The organism is Planococcus soli (assembly GCF_016881065.1).
GTDB lineage: Bacteria > Bacillota > Bacilli > Bacillales_A > Planococcaceae > Planococcus > Planococcus soli.
Genome location: NZ_WXYN01000003.1, coordinates 67,388 through 89,485 on the forward strand (window position 1 = coordinate 67,388; position 22,098 = coordinate 89,485).

Annotated in this window: 20 protein-coding genes and 1 riboswitch; all 20 genes read right to left on the reverse strand. The window is 47.0% G+C overall.

Annotated elements, in window-relative coordinates; translation table 11 throughout:
- Window positions 1-7 precede the first annotated feature (7 nt).
- The 20 genes from pcrA to GJB59_RS00985 all read right to left on the reverse strand — a co-directional run bounded on the left by pcrA (window position 8) and on the right by GJB59_RS00985 (window position 20,774).
- Entirely contained in the window at window positions 8-2,221 is a 2,214-nt protein-coding gene (gene pcrA / locus GJB59_RS00890; RefSeq protein WP_142829898.1) for a DNA helicase PcrA, read from the reverse strand.
- Window positions 2,222-2,261: 40 nt separating this feature from the next.
- On the reverse strand, window positions 2,262-2,954 hold the full coding sequence (gene pcrB / locus GJB59_RS00895; protein WP_142829901.1) for a heptaprenylglyceryl phosphate synthase: 693 nt from the start codon (window positions 2,952-2,954) through the stop codon (window positions 2,262-2,264).
- A gap of 75 nt (window positions 2,955-3,029) precedes the next feature.
- Window positions 3,030-3,350, reverse strand: coding sequence for a YerC/YecD family TrpR-related protein (locus tag GJB59_RS00900; RefSeq protein ID WP_142829903.1), 321 nt, complete (start codon window positions 3,348-3,350; stop codon window positions 3,030-3,032).
- Window positions 3,351-3,382: 32 nt separating this feature from the next.
- Window positions 3,383-4,402 (reverse strand): DUF3048 domain-containing protein, encoded by a 1,020-nt coding sequence (locus GJB59_RS00905; protein WP_142829905.1) that lies wholly within the window; start codon window positions 4,400-4,402, stop codon window positions 3,383-3,385.
- A gap of 5 nt (window positions 4,403-4,407) precedes the next feature.
- Entirely contained in the window at window positions 4,408-6,138 is a 1,731-nt protein-coding gene (locus GJB59_RS00910; protein ID WP_142829907.1) for an adenine deaminase C-terminal domain-containing protein, read from the reverse strand.
- A 143-nt stretch (window positions 6,139-6,281) separates the two neighbouring features.
- A complete protein-coding gene (locus tag GJB59_RS00915; protein WP_142829909.1) occupies window positions 6,282-6,872 on the reverse strand; it encodes a GNAT family N-acetyltransferase in 591 nt (196 codons plus the stop codon).
- Window positions 6,873-7,081: 209 nt separating this feature from the next.
- Window positions 7,082-8,332, reverse strand: a complete 1,251-nt coding sequence (gene purD, locus GJB59_RS00920; protein ID WP_142829911.1) for a phosphoribosylamine--glycine ligase — start codon at window positions 8,330-8,332, stop codon at window positions 7,082-7,084.
- A 15-nt stretch (window positions 8,333-8,347) separates the two neighbouring features.
- Window positions 8,348-9,883 carry a bifunctional phosphoribosylaminoimidazolecarboxamide formyltransferase/IMP cyclohydrolase gene (gene purH / locus GJB59_RS00925; protein ID WP_142829913.1) on the reverse strand — a complete coding sequence of 512 codons (1,536 nt, stop codon included), beginning with the start codon at window positions 9,881-9,883 and terminating at the stop codon, window positions 8,348-8,350.
- 33 nt (window positions 9,884-9,916) lie between these two features.
- Window positions 9,917-10,489, reverse strand: coding sequence for a phosphoribosylglycinamide formyltransferase (gene purN, locus GJB59_RS00930; RefSeq protein ID WP_142829915.1), 573 nt, complete (start codon window positions 10,487-10,489; stop codon window positions 9,917-9,919).
- Window positions 10,479-11,540 (reverse strand): phosphoribosylformylglycinamidine cyclo-ligase, encoded by a 1,062-nt coding sequence (gene purM, locus GJB59_RS00935; RefSeq protein WP_142829917.1) that lies wholly within the window; start codon window positions 11,538-11,540, stop codon window positions 10,479-10,481. The genes purN and purM overlap by 11 nt, the downstream gene beginning before the upstream one ends.
- Before the next feature lie 12 nt (window positions 11,541-11,552).
- Window positions 11,553-12,974 (reverse strand): amidophosphoribosyltransferase, encoded by a 1,422-nt coding sequence (gene purF / locus GJB59_RS00940; protein WP_142829919.1) that lies wholly within the window; start codon window positions 12,972-12,974, stop codon window positions 11,553-11,555.
- A complete protein-coding gene (gene purL / locus GJB59_RS00945; protein ID WP_142829921.1) occupies window positions 12,950-15,175 on the reverse strand; it encodes a phosphoribosylformylglycinamidine synthase subunit PurL in 2,226 nt (741 codons plus the stop codon). Before purL ends, purF begins: the two co-directional genes overlap by 25 nt.
- Window positions 15,159-15,842 (reverse strand): phosphoribosylformylglycinamidine synthase subunit PurQ, encoded by a 684-nt coding sequence (gene purQ / locus GJB59_RS00950; RefSeq protein ID WP_142829923.1) that lies wholly within the window; start codon window positions 15,840-15,842, stop codon window positions 15,159-15,161. Before purQ ends, purL begins: the two co-directional genes overlap by 17 nt.
- The gene (purS, locus tag GJB59_RS00955) at window positions 15,839-16,093 is read right to left on the reverse strand and encodes a phosphoribosylformylglycinamidine synthase subunit PurS (RefSeq protein WP_142829926.1); all 255 of its coding nucleotides are present in this window, start codon (window positions 16,091-16,093) and stop codon (window positions 15,839-15,841) included. Before purS ends, purQ begins: the two co-directional genes overlap by 4 nt.
- A complete protein-coding gene (gene purC, locus GJB59_RS00960) occupies window positions 16,090-16,806 on the reverse strand; it encodes a phosphoribosylaminoimidazolesuccinocarboxamide synthase (RefSeq protein WP_142829928.1) in 717 nt (238 codons plus the stop codon). The genes purS and purC overlap by 4 nt, the downstream gene beginning before the upstream one ends.
- A 16-nt stretch (window positions 16,807-16,822) precedes the next feature.
- On the reverse strand, window positions 16,823-18,118 hold the full coding sequence (gene purB, locus GJB59_RS00965) for an adenylosuccinate lyase (RefSeq protein ID WP_142829930.1): 1,296 nt from the start codon (window positions 18,116-18,118) through the stop codon (window positions 16,823-16,825).
- Window positions 18,119-18,134: 16 nt separating this feature from the next.
- Window positions 18,135-19,259 carry a 5-(carboxyamino)imidazole ribonucleotide synthase gene (gene purK / locus GJB59_RS00970; RefSeq protein WP_142829932.1) on the reverse strand — a complete coding sequence of 375 codons (1,125 nt, stop codon included), beginning with the start codon at window positions 19,257-19,259 and terminating at the stop codon, window positions 18,135-18,137.
- Window positions 19,256-19,744 (reverse strand): 5-(carboxyamino)imidazole ribonucleotide mutase, encoded by a 489-nt coding sequence (gene purE, locus GJB59_RS00975; protein ID WP_142829934.1) that lies wholly within the window; start codon window positions 19,742-19,744, stop codon window positions 19,256-19,258. Before purE ends, purK begins: the two co-directional genes overlap by 4 nt.
- A gap of 138 nt (window positions 19,745-19,882) precedes the next feature.
- Window positions 19,883-19,982, reverse strand: a riboswitch (purine riboswitch).
- An 85-nt stretch (window positions 19,983-20,067) separates the two neighbouring features.
- Window positions 20,068-20,256 (reverse strand): NETI motif-containing protein, encoded by a 189-nt coding sequence (locus GJB59_RS00980; protein ID WP_142829935.1) that lies wholly within the window; start codon window positions 20,254-20,256, stop codon window positions 20,068-20,070.
- The gene (locus tag GJB59_RS00985) at window positions 20,253-20,774 is read right to left on the reverse strand and encodes a DUF2179 domain-containing protein (RefSeq protein WP_407676718.1); all 522 of its coding nucleotides are present in this window, start codon (window positions 20,772-20,774) and stop codon (window positions 20,253-20,255) included. The genes GJB59_RS00980 and GJB59_RS00985 overlap by 4 nt, the downstream gene beginning before the upstream one ends.
- Between the last annotated feature and the right edge of the window lie 1,324 nt (window positions 20,775-22,098).

Consider the following 22,098-nt stretch of genomic DNA (forward strand, 5'->3'; position numbering starts at 1 on the left):
CTCCCGATTACACTTTTTCAATCGGCGCAAATTTAGCCAATAGCCGCTTGATGCCGACAGGGCTGGGGAATGCAATATCCAGCTCGGTTTGCTCGCCTTCGCCTTTGACGCTGACGACCGTTCCTGTGCCCCATTTTTTATGCGTCGCTCGATCGCCGGTTTTCCAGCCGAGCTTGTCTCCGCCTGACTGATTGTAGCCGGGTCGTGCCACAGCCGCACGCCTTGGTGCCTGTCTGTAGCTGGTAGCTGCACCTGCACGGTGATGCGCCGTCGTTTGTTCAATCAAATCCTCTGAAATCTCAGAAATGAAGCGGGATGGCATATTGAAATTGCTTTTCCCGAACAATGTGCGGGAAGAGGCATGCGTCAAATACAGCCGCTTCTCGGCACGGGTAATTCCGACGTAAGCGAGTCGACGCTCTTCTTCCAACTCTTCATCGTCATTATTCGAACGTGCATGCGGAAAGACGTTTTCTTCCAGTCCGATAATAAAGACTACAGGAAATTCCAGGCCTTTAGCTGCGTGCATCGTCATTAAGATGATCGGGCCATCTGCATCTTCTTCGTCGTCCAAAGAATCAATATCTGAAATGAGCGCCAAATCTGTCAGGAAAGCAACAAGCGATTTGTCGTCGCTTTGCTTTTCGAACGCTTTGGTCACCGACAGGAACTCTTCCAGGTTTTCCAGGCGGCTTTCGCCTTCGATTGTTTTGTCAGCCTGCAACATTTGGCGGTAGCCTGATTTTTTCAGTACTTCCTCCACCAACTCGGTAACCGATAAATACTCCTGCATTTGCGTGAAGCTGTCGATCATCGTGCGGAATTCCAGGGCTGTCTGCGCTGTTTTTGGGGTCAGCCCCATAAAGTCAGCTTCCTGCAATGAATCCATGATGGTGCGGTCCTGTTCAATCGCAAAACGCGCCATCTTCTCAAAAGAAGTCGAGCCGATTCCGCGTTTTGGTTCATTGATGACACGGGCCAGCGACAAATCGTCGTCGTTGTTTGCGATCAACCGCAAATACGCCAACAGGTCTTTGATTTCTTTGCGGTCGTAGAACTTGGTACCCCCGACAATCGTGTAGGACATATTCGACTTGACGAACATTTCCTCCATGATTCGGGATTGGGCGTTGGTGCGGTAGAGAATGGCAAAATCCGATGTCTTGTAATTTTCTTCATCCATCAATCTTTGGATGGTCTGTACAACGAATTGCGCTTCCTGGCGTTCATCTCCCGCTTTATGCAAGGTAATCGCAGGGCCTTCGTCGTTGTCGGTACGCAATTCTTTCGGATAGCGGCTGGTGTTTTTCTGAATCACATCGTTCGCTGCCTGCAGAATGCGCTTAGTCGAGCGATAATTCTGCTCCAGCATGATCACTTTGGCATTCGGGTAATCTTTCTCGAATGACAGGATGTTGGTGATGTCCGCTCCGCGCCAGCGATAAATTGACTGATCGGAATCGCCGACCACACAAATATTTTTGAACTTGCTGGCCAATTTTTGGACCAGCTGATACTGGGCATTGTTGGTATCCTGATATTCATCGACATGAATATAATGGAATTTATTCTGGTAATACTCCAGCACTTCAGGAACCGTATTGAACAAATTCAGCGTTGTCATGATCAAGTCATCAAAATCGAGCGACTGGTTTTTCTTCAACCGCTTTTCGTATGCGGTGTAGACATCGGATACGGTCTTTTCATACGGGTTAAACTGATTCATGTCTGCTGCAAACTGTGCTGCGTCGATGCACTCGTTTTTTGCCGATGAAATAGCGTTGAGCATCGTCCGCGGTTCGTATTTTTTCGGATCCAGGTTCTGTTGTTTCAAAACATTCTTGATGACCGTTAATTGGTCGGTCGTATCCAGAATCGAAAAGTTTTTTGACATGCCCATCTGGTCGATGTCACGCCGCAAAATCCGTACGCACATCGAGTGGAATGTGGAAGCCCACATGCGCTGGCCTGTTCCGTGGCCCAATAATCCATCAATCCGGTTGCGCATTTCGCGTGCTGCTTTATTGGTGAACGTAATCGCCAGGATGTTGGATGGGTAAACCTGTTTTTCCAGCACCAAATAAGCGATTCTGTGCGTCAGCACCCGCGTTTTTCCGGATCCCGCACCTGCCATGATCAGTAAGGGCCCCTCGGTCGTCTTGACCGCTTCCGCTTGTTCCGGGTTCATTCCGTTCAGTAAGTTCTTTGTTATCAATTCCATTGTGCACCACCTCGAACATTCGTTCTTATTATTATAACGATTAGTCAGCCGTTTCCGCAACTGCCTCTACGGTTTCAATCGCTTTATCAATATTTTCATAAATAATGTTGCCGACTACAATGGTATCTGCGGCGCTTAATGCCGCGGCCGCCTTGTCAGCTGAATCGATGCCGCCGCCGTAAAACAAGCGGGTTTCGGAAAGGACCTCTTTCACTTTCCGGACCAGCTTCATGTCTCCATAAACACCGCTGTACTCCATGTAAAAAATAGGCAGCCGGAAAAAATGTTCTGCCAGGCGAGCATAAGCCAAAACTTCATCCGCAGCCAGCTGTGTTTTCGCGCCAGTCAATTCCGCTGCTTTGCAATCTCCATTTAAAATACAATAGCCCTCGGGAATCAGTTCATTCCAGTCCAGAATTTCCCCATATTCGCGGATTGCTTGATGATGAAGGCCTTTTATCCACTTGGGATCATCGCTGTTTAGCACCGTCGGGATAAAGTAATAGTCAAAGCCCGGCGCCACTGAATCGATGGTTGATACTTCCAGCACCATCGGCAGCCCATAGCTCTGCACCCGCTCCGTTAAATGAAGGACATTGTCGAGTGTGACATTGTCGCTGCCGCCAATCAAGATGGCATCAGTCCCGGATCTGCAAATTCGTTCCAAATGTCCATCCGCGATCTCTTTTGCCGGATCTAATTTAAAGACATGTCGCCATGTTTTGAAATCCATCTCGTTTCACCCAACTTTGCATCATTTATCATCAATTTATTATAACAAAAAAACCGAACAGAGTCGGTTCTCTGTTCAGTCTTTTGGCAGTTCGAACGGTTTTTCGTCAGGATAAAGGCGTCCCAGCATTTCATCATAACCGTCATTGCCGTAGTTCAGGCAACGGCGGACACGGGAAATTGTCGCCGTGCTTGCACCTGTTTCATTTTTTATTTTTTCGTACGTTTTTTTCATGCGAAGCATGTGGGCCACTTCCAGCCGCTGTGACAGCGATTGAATTTCACTGATTGTGCATAGATCATCAAAGAATCGATAAGCTTCTTCTTTATCCTTCAAGGCCAGCACAGCTTCGATCAACTGATCTGTCTGATGGCCTCTGATTTTATCAACTTGCATGCAGCTTCAACATCCTTTCATTGCTGTGATCATCATGGCGTATAACTGACGGATCTTCCCATGCCGGGAGAAGAAGGAATGATGTGGATCCAGGTTTTCCCTGGAACCAAGTCCACCGTTTCTCCATCTGCTGTCGGCACAAGCTTGCCGTCAATCGAACTCCACTCTATCTCACGCACACCGCCGCCCTGGAAAAGCAGGGCATCCCCGCCGCTTGCCAAGTCGATTGACTGCCGCCCTTCGGAATCAACAGTTTGGTGCTGCGCTTCAAAAACCAGAACATTTGAAACTTCGACTGTTTCCAGGGTCTCTTTATCAGTTGTCGGTACGCCTCCGGACGAACGGCTGTAAAGATGTGATTGGGTATCGTATGTAAAGTCACTGAAAAACAGCTCATTTGTCCCGTACTCCACTCTCACCGAAAGAGCCTGTCCCTCAAGTTTATCATTTCCAGCCGAACCAGAGAAATGATAAGGCGAGTTTCCGCTGTATTCCGGAGAAGCCTGCACATTTTCCATAGCCGTTTCAACATTTTCCAAAGAGATATAGGAGTTATGCGGCGCGATGCGATCAGATGACCGCTCGAAAAGGGTACCGTCATGATCGATGCCATTGACATGATCCACTACACCAGATTCCAGCATCACTTGCGCATCCGGGCTGTAGCCATGGGCCACAAAAAAAGCATCATAAGCAGCAGCAAGCTCAACAAAATATTCTCTCGCACTGCGCATGGGACCGAACGTATCCGGAAAGTCACTTTGGTAAAGCGCGACAAACCGCGTAATGTCGTACTCTGCAATCATTTCAAAAACGATGTCCGCTTCCCTTAGCCCTGTCTGCGGACGGGCATCTGGATGGTTATTGATAACCGCCATGACACTTCGACGATTCGCCGGAGGCACTGCTTCTTCTCCGGTAAAAGGAGCAATGGTTAAAGCATCATCTATTGATGGCTCTTCGACAGGGTCCTCCTTTAAAATCAGCCAAAATCCTGCGGCAAAAACCGCGAGCACAACTACGATCCCAATTATGAGCGCCCAGTTTTTCATAAGCCCTACCTCATGAACGCAGGGAACAGGATTTTTTTATTCATGACATCGTAAATTCCTTTTTGCGTAACCCGAACATACGGCAGGTGGGTGGCTTGTAAAAACAGCAGCGTGTATACCGCGTCTCCATGCTTATAGCCTCGTTCTTTGAGTGCTTTCTTCAGCGCTTTTTCCTGTTCGATCAACTGTTCCATCGGCAGATCCGACATCACGCCTCCATAAGGAAGCGGCAGAGATTGCACGATTTCACCGTTTTCAGCAAGAATGATTCCGCCTTTCAGGCGTTTCAGTTCATCAAAAGCTATCCACATGTCTTTACGGCTTTTGCCGATCAGAATAATATCGCCCGTGTTGGTGTACGAGGATGCAAATCCATCCAATCCCGGCGCAAATCCTTTGATCAGCGTATTGACGCGCCATTTCCCTTTTTTATCAATCAGCATCAAAAAACTTTCATCATGCAGCTTTGATAAATCGGAGTCGTGGCTGTCCACACTCACTGAATAGGGTTTAGTGATGACGTCATTTACCATTTCAATACCAAAAGGCATCGAAAACTGGAAATCATCATCTGTCAGTTCATAGTCGATATCAAGGTCGGGCAATATGGACCAATCGATATTCGGCAATGACTGCACTTTTTCACCATCCCTTTTCAGCCAAACCCCTTTTGAAATAACTCCTGATGGCACTGGATTTTCCAGTGTATCAAGAATGTTCAGGTTGGCGTAGCGGCCTGTCGCAATAAGGCCGTGCAAGCTGGTTACATTATAATAACGGGCCACGTTATAAGAGGCCATCATATAGGCATCGATCGGCGGTACACCCGCTTCCAGTGCGATTTTAATGCACAGGTCCATGACCCCATCCAAATGAAATGCCGGCGTTGAGCCGTCTGTAGTCATCATCAGCTTGTCAAAGACATTTAAGTCCCGCTCAACAATCCCTTTTAATAGATCCGGAAGATCCGGGCGAATGGACGAGTGCCGAAGCGTCACGCCGTAACCGTGGAGCAGGCGCATTTCAACTTCATCCACCGTCATCGCTTCATGATCGCCATCGGCTCCAAGCAAACGCATGCGCGCCAAGGTCTTTTCCGAAGCACCTGGGAAATGCCCTTCGATTTTCTTCAAGCCCATTTTGGCTTTTTGAATCCAATACAGCATTTGGTCATCGCCAGCCATCAGCTTTGGCCAGCCGGTCAATTCGCCGCCCAATAATACATCCTGGCGGTCAAGCCATTCTCCCACTGAGGTCGAAGTGAATAATTTATCTTCCTCATTCAATTCGGTCTGCGAATCAAAACGGGTCCACCAATAAAAGCTGAACGGCAGCTCCGCCAATTGATCCAGCAATGAAAACGCTTTCTCATTATCAAGCGCTAAAAAGAAAGTTAGGTTGTCAGAGAGGAACATGGTGGTTCCGCCTTGAGCCGCATAATCTGCAAAAGTTTGAGGATTATATAATTGAGAAGGATGAACATGGGGTTCTATGTATCCCGGAACAATAAATTTATCTGTCATGTCTGCGACTTCGGTAGAGGCATCAATTTTCGGCATTTCTTTTCCAGCATAGACGATGCGGTCATTTGATATCCAAATATTCCCTGTTACCCATTTTTTAAAAATTCCGTGGAGATAGGTTGCATTTGTCAAAACAAGATCCGGTGCAACTTCCTTTGTGACAATCTTTAATTGATTTCGAATCTCGGTGTTCTTCCATAGAGGATTTACCATTTGCCGGCACCTTCTTTCTGCTATTTCAATACTTAATATCGTAGCATAATTATACAATGAAATACAGTTATTCCCTAAAAAAACGGGAACATTCCGGTTAATGGAGGACACAAAAAATCCACGCGGAATGCGTGGATTTAGGATTAATTATTGATCGGATCGCTGAACGGTTTCAAGACATCTTTTTTCTCTTCCTCCTGGAAGGTCAATACGTCTGAAACGGAATCATATGATTCCCCGTAGAACTGCTCATCCTTATAGGTGTGGATGTCCTGGTACATTTTCTGCATTCCTTCGAAAATCTGCTCTTCTGTTTCTCCGCTTGGAGTCCAGTAAAGAATTTCCATGGAATTCTCTTCACCGGTTGCCAGTGAACGTCGGCAATAGCCGATTGACGAGGCGTGTTCGAATCCTTCACGAGCGTAAAAACGCAGACGTTTTTCCGTGTCTGTATCTTCGTAGTTGACCGGCTCGACTTCCAAAATAATCGGCTTGTTTTTGTCCTTCAGCATTTGCAAGGTCTTTTTGCCAAGACCCATGCCGCGGGATTCTTTCGATACAAACAAATAATCGACGAAGGTAAAGTTCGGGAACTCTGCATACATTAAGACATGATAAGGACCTTCATCTTTGTAGTAGACGCTGCCTTTTTCTTTGAGCAATGCATCCATATGCTCTTTCGACTTCATTTCTTCAACTGGAAAATACTGATTTAATTTTTCATACCAATTCATAATTTGTCTCCCTTCAATTTTTAAATGCCCTGCTGATTTTGTTTCTGAGGTCGTAACGGGTTTGCCATTCTGGAGTTTAAATAGAGGTAAACGTGGGCTGTTGAAAATCCTCAACTTTGGCTTTTATCGCCTATAGGGCAGGCAATAAAACAAAAATGACACAGCTTCTTGTCGAATTTGTGTCATTTAAGATTATAGCATATATTAAATTATTTTGCACGCCATCCGATGTCTGTGCGATAGTAAAAGCCGTTCCAATGCAAGGTATCCAGCTGTTCATAGACCTTGTGCTGAGCGCTTTGGATAGAAGGTCCGCTTGCGGAAACGAGCAGTACACGTCCTCCATTGCCTGCAAAGCTGCCATTGGACAGCTTTGTTCCGGCATGGGTCACTTCGACTCCTGAAAGCTTCGCCAAATCAGGCAAAAGAGCGCCTTTTTCGACTGTCTCCGGATAGCCGTCCGCCGCAATGACTACACCGAGCATGGCTTGGTCGTCCCACTCCAGTTGAGCCGGCTGTCCCTTTAAAATTGTATCGATAAATAAACCAAAATCGGTGGTCATTCGGGGCAGCACGACCTGGGTTTCCGGATCTCCGAAACGTGCGTTGAACTCAATGACTTTTGGGCCTTTTTCCGTTAAAATGACGCCGGTGTAGAGAATGCCATTAAAAGGGGTCCCTTCCGATGCCATCGCTTTGACAGCCGGTTCAACTATTGCTGTAAAAGTTTCGTCAATGATTGCCTGGGAGATTTGCGGTACCGGTGAGTACGCGCCCATGCCGCCGGTATTCGGACCGCGATCGCCATCGTAAGCGCGCTTATGGTCCTGTGAAATGACCATTGGATAAATCCTGCCGTCATAGACAAAAGACATGAACGAAAACTCTTCCCCCGCCAAAAATTCCTCGATGACGACTTTGGATCCTGATTCACCAAACTTCTGTCCTTCCAGCATGTCGTTGACAGCATTGACAGCTTCCTCTTCCGTCAATGCCACAACAACCCCTTTTCCGGCAGCCAGCCCATCCGCCTTGATGACAATCGGCGCACCGTGCTGCCGGATAAAGGCGATCGCCGGAGCCACTTCTGTAAAGGTTTCATAGCCTGCGGTCGGAATCTTGTACTTTTCCATCAATTCTTTGGCAAAAGCTTTGCTGCCTTCAATTTGGGCTGCCGCTTTGGACGGACCGAAAATACGCAATCCTTTGGCTTCAAAAAAATCGACAATGCCTTCTGACAGCGGCTGTTCAGGACCGACAAAACTGAAATCCACTTCCCGCTGCTCGGCAAATTCAGCCAAACCGGCAAAATCCATTTCATCGATTGCGGTTACTTCAGCATCTTCGCGCATCCCGTCATTTCCAGGAGCTGCAAAAACGTTCGTGATGGACGGAGATTTCGCGAACTGCCGTACAATGGCGTGTTCCCGTCCGCCTCTTCCAATGACCAGTACCTTCATCTTGCTTCACCTCGATTAATGTTTGAAATGGCGGATGCCGGTAAAGACCATGGCAATTCCGTATTCGTTCGCTTTATCGATTGACTCCTGATCTTTTTTGGAGCCGCCCGGCTGAATGATGGCTTTGATGCCTGCCTGTGCAGCAGCTTCCACCGTATCGCTCATCGGGAAAAAGGCATCTGATGCCATGATAGCGCCTTGTGCCGCTTCGCCGGCTTGCTCCAACGCGATTTTAGCAGAACCCACACGGTTCATCTGGCCTGCACCGATGCCCAAAGTCATTTCGGAATTGCATACGACAATGGCATTCGATTTAACATGTTTTACAACACTCCAGCCAAGCTTGAGTGCAGCAAGTTCGACTGCTGTCGGCTGACGTTCTGTCGCAATTTGGATGTCTGCATCCTCATAGCCGAAAACGTCTGGTTGCTGGATCAACAAACCGCCTTCAACGGTAACCGTGTTCCATTTGTCTGTAGTTGTGCTGTCAAACGGAATGGTCAAGAGACGGATGTTCTTTTTCTGTGTCAGCAATTCAATTGCTTCATCAGAAAAGGCTGGAGCAATAATTATTTCCAGGAAAATCATCGCTAATTGCTTGGCAGTTTCTGCATCCACTTCACGGTTCAATGCCACAATGCCGCCAAAAATAGAAGTGGAGTCGGCTTCATAGGCTTTTCCGAAAGCATCCGCAATCGTTTCACCTGTCCCAACGCCGCATGGGTTCATGTGTTTCACGGCAACTGCTGCCGGCATTTTGAATTCTTTGATGATCTGAAGAGCAGCATTGGCGTCTTGGATATTGTTGTATGATAATTCTTTGCCGTGCAGCTGATTGGCATTGGCAATGGAAAAATCCGACCCAAGCGGGCTGCGGTAAAATGCGGCTTTTTGATGAGGATTTTCTCCGTAACGAAGGGTTTGGGACAATTCATACGTAAGTGTCAATTGGTCCGGGTATTCCTCGCCCGTCAAGTCTGTCAAATAGTTGGAGATATAAGAATCATAAGCAGCAGTATGGCGGAAAACTTTTGCAGCCAGACGGCGTCTTGTTTCAGGTGTGGTAGATTGTCCACTGTGCAATTCAGTCAATACTCCAGCATAATCGGCTGCATCGACAATCACGGTCACGTAGGCATGATTTTTTGCAGCAGAACGCAGCATCGTCGGTCCACCAATATCAATGTTCTCGATAGCATCATCTACTGAGACATCGGGTTTGGCGATTGTTTCACGGAAAGGGTATAAATTGACGCAGACAATATCGATTGGAGAAATGCCGTTTTCAGCCATTTGGCTTTGGTGTTCGGCATCATCGTGCTTAGCCAATAGTCCTCCGTGTACAAGCGGATGCAAAGTTTTTACACGGCCGCCTAAAATTTCTGGAAACTGGGTGATTTCATCTACAGCCGTAATGGAAACGCCGCTTTCTTCAAGAAATTTCTTCGTGCCGCCTGTCGACAGGAGTTCGTAGCCCATTTTTTCCAGCTCCTGTGCAAACTCCAATATCCCTGATTTGTCCGATACGCTAAGTAATGCTCTTTTTTTCACAAATAGTCCTCCTATAGATTAAGACCGACAGTGTTACCGGTCGAATAATTGCTGCAAAGCTGCAGGATATAATTCATGTTCAATCTGATGGATCTGTTGCTCGACTTCTTCGCGCCCGCGTCCCGCAATTGGAAACGACTGCTGCATGATGATGCTGCCCGTATCCATGCCGGCGTCCACGTAATGCACCGTGACACCAGCTTCTGCAGCACCTGCTGCCATTGTTTGACCGATGGCATCTTTGCCCGGAAAAGCGGGCAGAAGGGATGGATGGATGTTGACAATGCGGTTTTCATAAGCTTCCAGCAGCACTGGACCGATCAAGCGCATATAGCCCGCCAACACGATCCACTCGACTCCCAGCCCCTGCAGTTTCTCTTTGAGCATCTGTTCATAAAGCTGTTTGGATTCGAACTCGGAAGCTACGAAAGCAAAAGATTCCACTTCCGCCTTGCGGGCACGCTCCAAGACAAAGGCTTTGGGCTTGTCTGTTACAGCAAGCACAAGTTCAGCCTGCAGTTTGCCGCCGGCAATCGCATCAGCAATGGCTTGGAAATTAGAGCCATTGCCCGACGCAAAAACAGCGATTTTTGGTTTATTGTTCATTCAGCGTGCCGTCCTGTTCACCTTCAAATTGAACGCCTTCGATGCTTGAAACGCGGCCAATCTGGAACGCCAGCTCACCGTTCGCTTGCGCCGTTTTCAGTACCTGCTCCGCATCTTCAGGAGCGACAGCCAGAACAAAACCGATGCCCATATTGAAGACGGAATACAGGTCACGGTCCGCAAGTTCCCCTTTTTCCTTCAGCAACGTGAATATATCAAGCACCGGCCAGCTGCCAATGGCGATTTTTGCGCCTAAACCGTCCGGCATCATCCGTGGAATATTTTCAATAAAACCTCCGCCCGTCACATGGGCCATGCCATGAATAATAGTTTCATTGCCTATAGCCGCTACTGCTTTTGCGTAAATTTTCGTTGGTGTCAGCAATGCATCACCAATTGGTCCTAACGCTTCATAACCTTCAACTTTTTGGTCAAGCGTCAAGTTATTTTGGTCAAAGATGATATGGCGCACCAGCGAATAGCCATTCGAATGAATGCCGCTGGAAGCAAGACCAATCAAGACATCGCCCGCTGCGATTTTTTCTCCAGTGACGATTTTGGATTTCTCCGCAGCGCCCACTGCAAAACCTGCAATATCGTATTCATCTTCTTCGTAGAGTCCCGGCATTTCAGCCGTTTCTCCGCCTATCAATGCAGCGCCTGCCTGAACGCAGCCATCCGCTACTCCTTTGACAATTTGTTCAATCTTTTCAGGAACTGCCTTGCCGACTGCGATATAGTCTAGAAAAAACAAAGGTTCTGCACCTTGCGCAACAATGTCATTGACGCACATTGCGACGCAATCGATGCCGATCGTATCGTGGCGGTCTGCCATGAAGGCCAGCTTCAATTTCGTGCCCACGCCATCCGTTCCGGAAACAAGAACCGGTTCTTTCAAATTCAGCTCGGATAAATCGAACATGCCGCCGAAGCCGCCGAACGCACCCAGCATTCCTTTGCGCGCTGTCCGTTCCACATGGGATTTCATGCGGTTGACCGCTTCATAGCCTGCTTCGATATTGACGCCTGCTTTTTCATATGCTTTTGACACACCGGTTCCCCCTTATTTCACTTTTTCTTTTTCGTGCGGCAATACTGTATCCGGATAAATATTGGTCGGGTATTCGCCTGTAAAACAAGCCAGGCAATGCCCGCATTTCGATCCGGGATCAGTCCGTCCGATATTTTGGACCATACCTTCCACCGATAGGAAGGTCAGCGAATCCGCACCGATAATTTCACGCATTTCTTCCACTGTATTGTTAGAGGCGATCAATTCGCCTGCCGTGCTGATATCAATACCGTAAAAGCAAGGATTTTTGATGGGCGGTGAACTGATCACCACGTGCACTTCTGTTGCTCCTGCTTCTTTCAGCAAGTTGACGATGCGCCGTGAAGTCGTGCCGCGGACGATTGAATCATCCACCATGATGACGCGTTTGCCTTTTACCACTTGGCGGACTGGCGACAGTTTCATCTTGACGCCCTGTTCGCGCAAATCCTGAGAAGGCTGGATAAACGTCCGCCCCACGTAGCGGTTCTTGATCAATCCCAATTCATACGGAATGCCGCTTTGTTCCGAGTAGCCGATTGCTGCCGAAATACTGGAATCGGGAACACCGGTCACCACATCCGCTTCAATCTGCACTTCTTTCGCCAATTGAACGCCGAGGCGTTTTCTCGCAGTATGGACATTGATGCCATCGATATCCGAATCCGGACGGGAGAAATAGACGTATTCCATTGTACAGATCGCCCGCTCTTCCGGATAAGCAAAACGTTCTGCACGCATGCCGTCTTTTGTGACGATCAAAAACTCACCTGGTTCAACCGAACGGACAAATTCCGCTCCGACAATATCAAACGCACATGTTTCCGATGCCGTTACCCAAGCGTCCCCAAGTTTTCCAAGGGATAGCGGGCGCAAGCCATTCGGATCCAAAGCAATATACATCGCTTCCTCTGTCAAGATGACGCAGGCAAATGCCCCCTTCAACAAAGACAGGGCATTTTTCGCCTTTTCTTCAAACGATGCATAGCCGCTTCTTTTGATCAAATGGGCCAGCACTTCCGTATCGGAAGTTGTTTGAAAAATGCTTCCTTGACGTTCCAGATGGCCTTTCAGCTGAGTAGCATTAACCAGGTTGCCGTTATGTGAAATCGCCAGGCTGCCGGTAGTCGAATTAAAGAGCAGGGGCTGGACATTTTCAATGCCGCTGCCCCCTGCTGTTGCATAGCGCACATGGCCAATAGCCCCGTGTCCAGCAATATTTTCTATTTTTTCAGGCGTAAACACTTCACTGACCATGCCTTCGCCTTTCAATGGGCGAAGAGCATCACCGTCTGTCGAGACAATTCCTGCGCCTTCCTGGCCGCGGTGCTGCAACGCATGCAGCCCGTAATAGGTCAGTTGGGTTGCGTTGGGATGGCCCCATATTCCAAAGACACCACATTCTTCGTTTAAGCTTCTGATTTCAGCAAGCATGGGATAGCTCCTTTCCAAGCTGAGCGAAGCGTTGCGACTGAATCGTTGACCCAAGCCGTACCGTCTTCACCGTTGATCACTAAGTTGTCTCCCGTGACTTGGCCGATTTTCTTGGCATCTGATACGTTTTTTTCGAATTGTGCTGCTTTCTCCGGGCTGACTGTCACAACAAAGCGGGATTGCGATTCGCTGAACAAAGCCGTTGTCGCTGATCCGGACAAGGTAACGTCCATTCCCAATCCTTTGCCGAAGGTTTTTTCAGCCAATGCGACGGCAACACCGCCTTCAGCAACGTCATGTGCCGAAGCGATAAGACCCTGCTGGATGGCTGAAAGAATTTCCTGTTGGCGCTTTGCTTCCACTGTCAAATCAATGGCTGGCGCTTTGCCGAAAATGCGCCCTTCGACCATCTTTTGCAGTTCACTGCCGCCAAATTCCGTAAAGCTTTCGCCGATCAAATACACAAGATCGCCTTCTTTTTTAGCATCTTGCGTCGTTACATGCGACAGGTCTTCAACAAGTCCGACCATGCCGATTGTCGGTGTCGGGTAAATGGCGGTGCCATTGGTTTCATTGTATAAAGAGACGTTACCGCCGATAACTGGAGAATCCAGTATCGTACAAGCTTCAAACATGCCATCTGCCGCTTTTTCAAGCTGCCAGAAGATTTCCGGCTTTTCCGGGTTGCCAAAGTTCAGGCAATCCGTAATCGCAAGAGGCTTGGCACCGGACACGACGACATTGCGCGCCGCTTCCGCTACTGCGATTTTGCCGCCGGTTTCCGGATCCAGGTAAATATAACGTGAGTTGCAATCCGTCGTCATGGCAAGGCCTTTATTGGTGCCGCGGACACGGACAACTGCTGCATCCGACCCAGGGCTGACCACAGTGCTCGTACGTACTTGGTGGTCATACTGATCGTAGACCCATTCTTTTGAAGCGATGGTCGGCTGCTTCAGTAGCGCCGTCAAAGTTTCATTGTAATCCGAGACTTTTGGTTCAACATTGTCCAACTGCTGGAACTCCGTAAAGTAGGCAGGGACTGCTGATGGCTTATGGTAAACCGGCGCGTCTTCTGCAAGCGCATCGACTGGTACTTCTGCCACAATTTCGCCTTTATGCTTCAGACGCAGCGTGGAGTCATCTGTCACGGTGCCGACAGTTACTGCGTCCAATCCGTATTTCTCAAACAACTCGACGATTTCAGGCTCGCGTCCCGCTTTGACAACGATGAGCATGCGTTCCTGCGATTCTGAAAGCATCATTTCGTAAGCCGTCATGCCGGTTTCGCGCTGTGGAATATGGTCAAGATCCATCTCGATGCCGGAGCCGGCTTTTGAAGCCATTTCAGCGGAAGATGAAGTCAGTCCTGCCGCACCCATGTCCTGAATGCCGATCAATGCATCCGACTTGATCAATTCAAGGCAGGCTTCCAATAACAGCTTCTCCATAAATGGATCGCCGACTTGTACAGCCGGACGGTTTTTATCAGAGCCGTCCGTCAGCTCTTCGGAAGCGAATGTCGCTCCGTGGATGCCGTCTCGTCCTGTTTTAGCGCCGACGTACATGACCGGGTTGCCAGTGCCTTTGGCGATTCCTTTTTGGATATCTTCGTGATTGATCAATCCGACACACATCGCATTGACCAATGGATTGCCGTCATAGGATTCATCAAACTGGACTTCCCCGCCGACTGTCGGGATGCCGATGCAGTTTCCGTAGCCCGCGATGCCGGCAACCACTTCTTCAAACAGGTATTTTACCCGCGGAGTGGTTAATTCACCAAATCGAAGCGAGTTCAATAACGCGATCGGTCGCGCACCCATCGAGAAGACGTCGCGGATAATTCCGCCGACGCCGGTGGCAGCGCCCTGGTAAGGTTCGATAGCTGAAGGGTGGTTATGCGATTCCATTTTGAATACAACCGCTTGCCCATCGCCGATGTCTACAATTCCAGCGCCTTCGCCAGGTCCCTGCAGGACACGTTCTCCTTTGGTTGGAAACTTAGCCAGGACCGGTTTTGAATTTTTATAAGAACAATGTTCAGACCACATAACCGAAAACAAACCCGTTTCCGTGTAGTTCGGTGTTCTTCCTAAAATTTCTTCGACCATTGTAAATTCCGCATCCGATAAGCCCATTTGCTGATAAATTTTCTGTTCTTTTATCTGAGCAGCATTTGGTTCAAGCATGACTGACATGTGCTTCCCTCCACTGTTTTACGATTGATCTGAATAAAGCCAATCCATCTTTGCCGCCGATCAAGTCGGACACTGCACGTTCCGGATGCGGCATCATGCCGAGCACGTTTCCGCGGTCGTTGATGATGCCTGCGATATTGTTGCGGCTGCCGTTAAAATCATCTGCATACGTAAAGACGATTTGATTGTTTTCCTTGAGGTGAGTATATGTCGCATCGTCGCAGTAATAATTGCCTTCTCCGTGGGCGATTGGAATCTGTATTTCCTGGCCCTGTTCGTATTCGTTGGTGAACAACGTGTTATTGTTCTCAACTTTCAACCCAACGGTACGGCACATGAACTTCAGGTTTTTGTTGCGCAGCAGAACGCCCGGCAACAGCCCAGCTTCCGTCAAGATCTGGAAGCCGTTGCAGATTCCAAGAACCGGTTTTCCAGCTTCCGCTGCTTTTCTTACTTCATCCATGACACCAGAGAACTGGGCAATTGCGCCGCAGCGCAGGTAATCGCCGTATGAAAATCCACCTGGCAGCAAAATGCCGTCATAGCTGCTCAAATCTTTTGAGTCATGCCATACGTATTCCGCCTCTTCACCTAGTTCGTCTTTGACCGCATGGTACATATCCAAGTCACAATTTGAGCCGGGGAAAACAATCACTGCGAATTTCATTGCGAGACAACCTCCTCAATTTCGTAACGGTAATCTTCAATAACCGTGTTCGCCAACAGTCGGTGGCAAAGTTCGTTGACCAATGCATCCACATCCCGTTCGCTGTCTCCGATAACCAATTCCAGGTATTTGCCGATCCGTACGTCTTCCACTTCACCATAGCCCATTTTATGAAGAGAGCCCATAACTGCAGATCCTTGCGGGTCCAATACACTTTCACGCAATGTTACGTATACTTTTACTTTTTTCATGAGTGTTGTCCTCCTAGACGAGTTAAAATGAGTTCGTACGCTTCAGTCAAACTTCCGAGACTACGGCGGAATACGTCTTTATCAAGCTTTTGTTTGGTTTCCATATCCCAAAGCCGGCAAGTATCCGGCGAAATTTCATCTGCCAAAAGAATATTGCCATCCGAATCGCGGCCAAATTCGATTTTGAAATCGACCAGATCGACACTGATTTCCTTGAAAAAGCCGATTAAGACTTTGTTGATTTCACGGGCTTTTTGTTTCAGCTCTGCCACTTCTTCTGCAGTTGCCAAATCCAGCATGTCGACGTGCTCATCTGTGATCAAGGGATCGCCAAGTTCATCATCTTTCAAATAAAACTCCACTACCGGACGGCTGATGGCCACGCCTTCTTCAATACCGAGGCGTTTGGCCATGCTGCCGGCTGTAATGTTACGGACCACTACTTCCAATGGAATGATGCTGACGCTCTGCACCAATTGTTCATGATCAGACAATTGCTTGACGAAATGAGAAGCAATGCCCGCTTCCTGCAATTTCGTGAAAATCAGTGACGTGATTTTATTGTTCAATATGCCTTTGCCGGTGATTTCCTCTTTCTTTTCACCGTTGAAAGCCGTTGCTGAATCTTTATATTCCACCCACAAAATTCCCTGTTCGTCCGTTGCATACAAGCGTTTTGCTTTTCCTTCGTACAATAACTGACCTTTTTCCATTTTTAGAAGCCCCCGTTTAGTTTAGTCCAAGTCGATCGAAAATCATGTCCACTTGCTGCAGGTGATGGTTGTAATCGAAACAGTCGTCCAATTCTTCTTTAGATAACTTGGAAGTAATTGTGTCATTCGCTTCCACGATTTTGCGGAAATGTGTCTGGTTTTCCCATGCTTCCATCGCACACGGCTGAACTGTATCGTAAGCCGCTTCACGAGCCATTCCTTTATCGATCAAAGCCAGCAGCACACGCTGCGAATAAATCAAGCCAAGTGTTGAATCCATATTGCGTTTCATGTTTTCAGGGAACACTGTCAAGTTTTTGACGATATTGCCAAAACGGTTCAGCATGTAATTCAGTGCAATCGTCGCATCCGGCAAAATCACACGCTCGGCAGATGAATGCGAAATATCGCGTTCGTGCCAAAGTGCAACATTCTCGTAAGCTGTCAGCATATAGCCGCGGATCAGACGGGCAAGCCCTGTCATGTTTTCGGATCCGATCGGGTTGCGTTTATGCGGCATTGCAGAAGAACCTTTTTGGCCTTTTGCAAAAAATTCTTCCACTTCCCGCGTTTCTGATTTTTGCAGTCCACGAATTTCCGTAGCAAATTTTTCGATAGATGAACCGATCAATGCAAGAACGCTCAAATATTGTGCGTGACGGTCGCGCTGCAAAGTCTGTGTCGAAATCGGCGAAGCTGCAAGTCCCAACTCTTTACAGACATACGCTTCCACAAACGGATCAATATTGGCATAAGTTCCGACTGCACCGGACATTTTGCCGGTTTCAATGGAAGCCGCTGCTGCCTCGAAACGTTCCAGGTTGCGTTTCATTTCTTCATGCCACAACGCCAGCTTTAAACCGAAAGTCGTCGGTTCTGCATGGACGCCGTGTGTCCGGCCCATCATGACTGTCATCTTGTGTTCTTTGGCTTTAGTTGCAAGAATTTCGATGAAGTTCGTCAAATCTTTACGGATAATGACGTTCGCTTGCTTCAATAAGTATGAAAGGGCTGTATCCACAACATCCGTTGAAGTTAAGCCGTAATGAACCCATTTGCGTTCTTCGCCAAGTGTTTCCGATACCGCTCTTGTGAAAGCTACGACATCGTGGCGTGTTTCTTCTTCAATTTCCAAAATGCGGTCTACTGAAAAAGAAGCGCCTTTGCGGATTTTTGCCACGTCTTCTTTTGGAATATCACCGATTTCCGCCCAAGCTTCACATGCCAGAATTTCAACTTCCAGCCATGCATTGTATTTGTTTTCATCTGTCCAAATTGCGCCCATTTCAGGTCGTGTGTAGCGTGCGATCATTTATAAGTTCCTCCAATTATTCCGGCCAGATGCCGGATGCGTCTATTTCACTCAAAGTTGCCTCTAAGTCTTCCGTTAATATCGTAACATGTCCCATCTTCCGTTTCTGCTTCGCTTCGTCTTTTCCGTATAAATGAATTGACCAATTTGGAAATTGTGCGATTTTCGAAGTGAGTGGCGCAACATGTTCTCCCAGTACGTTGACCATTACCGCGCCTGACCATAGCTTTGGCTGCCGCAGCGGCCATCCGCAAACGGCACGGACATGCTGATGGAACTGCGAGATGTTTGTAGCTTCGATTGAGTAATGTCCTGAGTTATGGGGACGCGGGGCCAGCTCATTGACAATGATGCTGCCGTTGTCCAAAACGAACATTTCAACGGCTAAGGTTCCGACCATATTCAGGTGAGCAGCGATTTTTTCAGCTGCCTGCTTCGCCAGGTCTACCGTTTCTTTATCGATTCGCGCCGGGACAATCGTCTGATGCAAAATATGATCTTGATGAATATTTTCACCGATTGGCAAAATAGCTGTTTCACCGTGTACATTGCGCTGAATGATGACCGAAATCTCTTTCGTGAAAGTAACAAAGGCTTCTGCAACACACTCGCCGTTTTCAAACAGTGCTTCCGCCAAATGCAGTTCATCTATAGAAGAAACAGTTTGCTGCCCTTTGCCGTCGTACCCGCCGCGTGCCGTTTTGACAACGAAAGGAAAGGGCAATTCACTGCTTTTTTCTGTTAATTCCTCGAAGTTGGCAGCTGTAATATAGTCTGCCACAATCACGCCAGCCTCGGAAATGGCTTGTTTCTCGAAAATCCGGTTCTGCGTCACCCGAATCAATTCGGCTCCTTGCGGCACATAAGCGATTTCCGCTAATTTTTTTAATCCCTCAACATCGATATTTTCAAACTCATAAGTGATGACATCGCTCACCTCAGCCAATTCTTCCAATGCATGCTGATCGTTGAAAGGAGCGACAATTTGTATGTCGGCTACTTGGCCGGTCGGGGAATCCATTCCCGGATCGAGAACCGCAATTTTAAACCCGGCTTCCTTTGCCGCAAGAGCCATCATGCGCCCCAGCTGTCCGCCACCGATAATCCCGATCGTTTGGCCCGGCAAAATGGTTTTTGTCATACCAAGTCACCTGAACTTTCTATAACAGCAGCCGCTGTCCGGTCACGTCTTTCCTGTAAGGCCTGTGCCGCAGTTTCATCGACTGTACCGAGTATTTGAGCTGCCAGCAAGCCGGCATTTACAGCGCCTGCTTTGCCGATGGCCACAGTAGCTACTGGAACCCCGCCTGGCATCTGAACAATGGATAACAAGGAATCCAAGCCGTTTAACGCTTTGGATTGAATAGGTACACCGACAACTGGCAATGTGGTCTTGGCTGCTACCATGCCTGGCAAATGCGCAGCTCCGCCTGCTCCGGCAATGATGACATGAAGCCCGCGTTCACGCGCCTGTTCGGCATAGCTGAACATCAAATCCGGTGTCCGGTGTGCTGAAACCACTTTCTTTTCATAGGTCAATCCCAACTCATCCAATACGTCACACGCATGCTTCATTGTTTCCCAATCACTCGTACTTCCCATAATGATGCCAATTCGCGGATTCATCGATTACACTCTCCTTTTAAAAATAAAAAGCCCTTAAGTAAACTGCTCACATAACGTGAAAAGCAGTTTACTTAAGGACTGTACATGAAACGAATTTATGGATGATGGCATAGATATGCCCATCCTTCGTTTACGATCCACTAAGTTGCTTTCCCGCATAGTCCGGACATTACGGTGTCCTGGTAGAGACGCAGAAGCCAATTCTTCTGCATATATGGGGTATCCTTATTTATCATAACAAGCCAGCTAAAGCACGTCAATGATAAAGTCGAACAATAGGTTATTCAATCATTTAATCGTTCGGATTTATAAGGGATATTTTGTTATTGTTCCAGTTTACTCCCTTTAAATTTAACTATTTGCCTGATTGGCACAGGCTGACCATTTATTTCTTCAAACAAGGGCTCTTCTTTTCTTCCAACTGCTGCATAGCCCAATGCTTTCATTCGATCCAGGCATTGAGAGATGGATTCATGTTCTTCGACTTCAAACCATATCGTATTTTTACTCATTTATACAAATTGCCCCTTTTCACTGTCTTTACCCAAAACCCGCCATGTATTGTTTTAGCTTCGTACGCGATGATAAAAGCTTTCGGATCGATTTCCTGGATAGCTTTATACAATTTTAATTCCATTTTTCGCGGAGTCAAAATTTGCATCGATTGCCGTCCACCATCACGTCCATTGGCGTTCCAGTCCGTAACGCCATAGCCTTTTTCCCGAAGCTGTTTGGGCAGATATTCCCCAGCCTCACTGGTGATGACGTTTACCGTAATATAGCCCAAAGCCATTTTTTCTTCGATTTTTGAACCGATGATAACTCCAGAACCATATCCTAAAGCATAAGCGATCAGGTTTTGGATTTGGTCTAGATTATCAAGAACCAATCCAAGTCCTACTATATAGATGACGACTTCCACCATACTGACAACAGCGGCTAGATAGCGATAGCCTTTTAATGTCATGATCATTCGCACCGTAAAAAATGTTACGTAAACGATATTGATTGAAAAAATGATCAACACCATCAGCCACGGATTTACATCCAATCTCTACACCCTTTCAATCTTTCAGTTTCCTACAAGAATTAGTTTTCATATTAGGGGAAAATTCTACAGAATGCAAGAGCGAAAAGGCGTGGAAACTCTTGCTGTATATAGGAATCCCGCCAATCCTCTAAACTTTTGTATCAAATTATACCTTGGTTTGCAAAGATGCAAATATTTTGGGAGTTGTATGAATAAGCAAAGTGCGTAATTTCCATTGATAATAGAGCTTATTTTCTATTGAATAGTTTTTTGCATAAGTTAAATCTGTAAATTATTCTTTTTTTAAATCAACCCAGACACATATGGATGTACAAAGAAGATTGCTGCTGTGCACGATTCCCAACGAAGTTTCTAGAACGATTGTTTCGTCTTGGTTTAATTATTCCGTAGTTGCGCTAATGCCAAAAGAGCCACTTTTAAAAAGAAAATTCTAATTCCCTTAATCTACTTGGAGCTGCTTTGTCAGGTATCTGCTGTGAAATACTAGGTCAGTTTATTCTGTAAAAAAGATAAATTTGTTTTCCACATGAACTCCTGCCTTAACAAGTTTTTTGTTAAAGCATCAATTCGCTAGCCATGAAGATATGTGTTCACAAAACTCTGATGGCGATAAGAACTGGTTTATTGATAGCCAAAATCCAGCTTTTAGCCGGCTGTATTAATTCAAAGGTTAACAGCGTTTGAGTTATGCTGATGTTCCTTATTCTATAAGCTGAATTTAAGAAACGGCAGTTTGAAATCGCTTTGTTTAAACAAAGACGATTGTCCTGTATAAAATCACCGGAATTGAAATCCTAGGTTAAGCTGGAAAGACTACTCTTCTTATTGCACATTCTCCTAGTTCGTGGACATGCAACGCCGGGCCAATTAGTTGCCAATAGACGAGCTATATATTTCTTTTCCCTATTTGAAGTTAAGAGAAATATGGCACATACCGCTGCAAGATGTCGGCACTTAAAGAAATATGTAATTGGTTGACTCATACATGTCTTTTATAGGATAGTAAGCAATTGGCTAAAAGAAGTGTGAATCACCAAGCTTTGATCGCAACTTAGGTTAGTTTATCAATATCCCATCCGGCTATACGCCGGATGGGATATTTCAATTGTTCGCGGTCTTGGAGTTCTGTATATAGTTTTCGATAGTCGTCTCCAGTTTCAGTGTATAAGCTATTTCGATATTAAAGAATGGGGAGTTCCAATTAACTTAACTTTTGAGCCAGCATTTTGAAATTATAGAATTTCCGAATGTTTCCTTGATAAATTTTTTTCATACAAAAAAGCCGTTACCGGAATCGGTAACG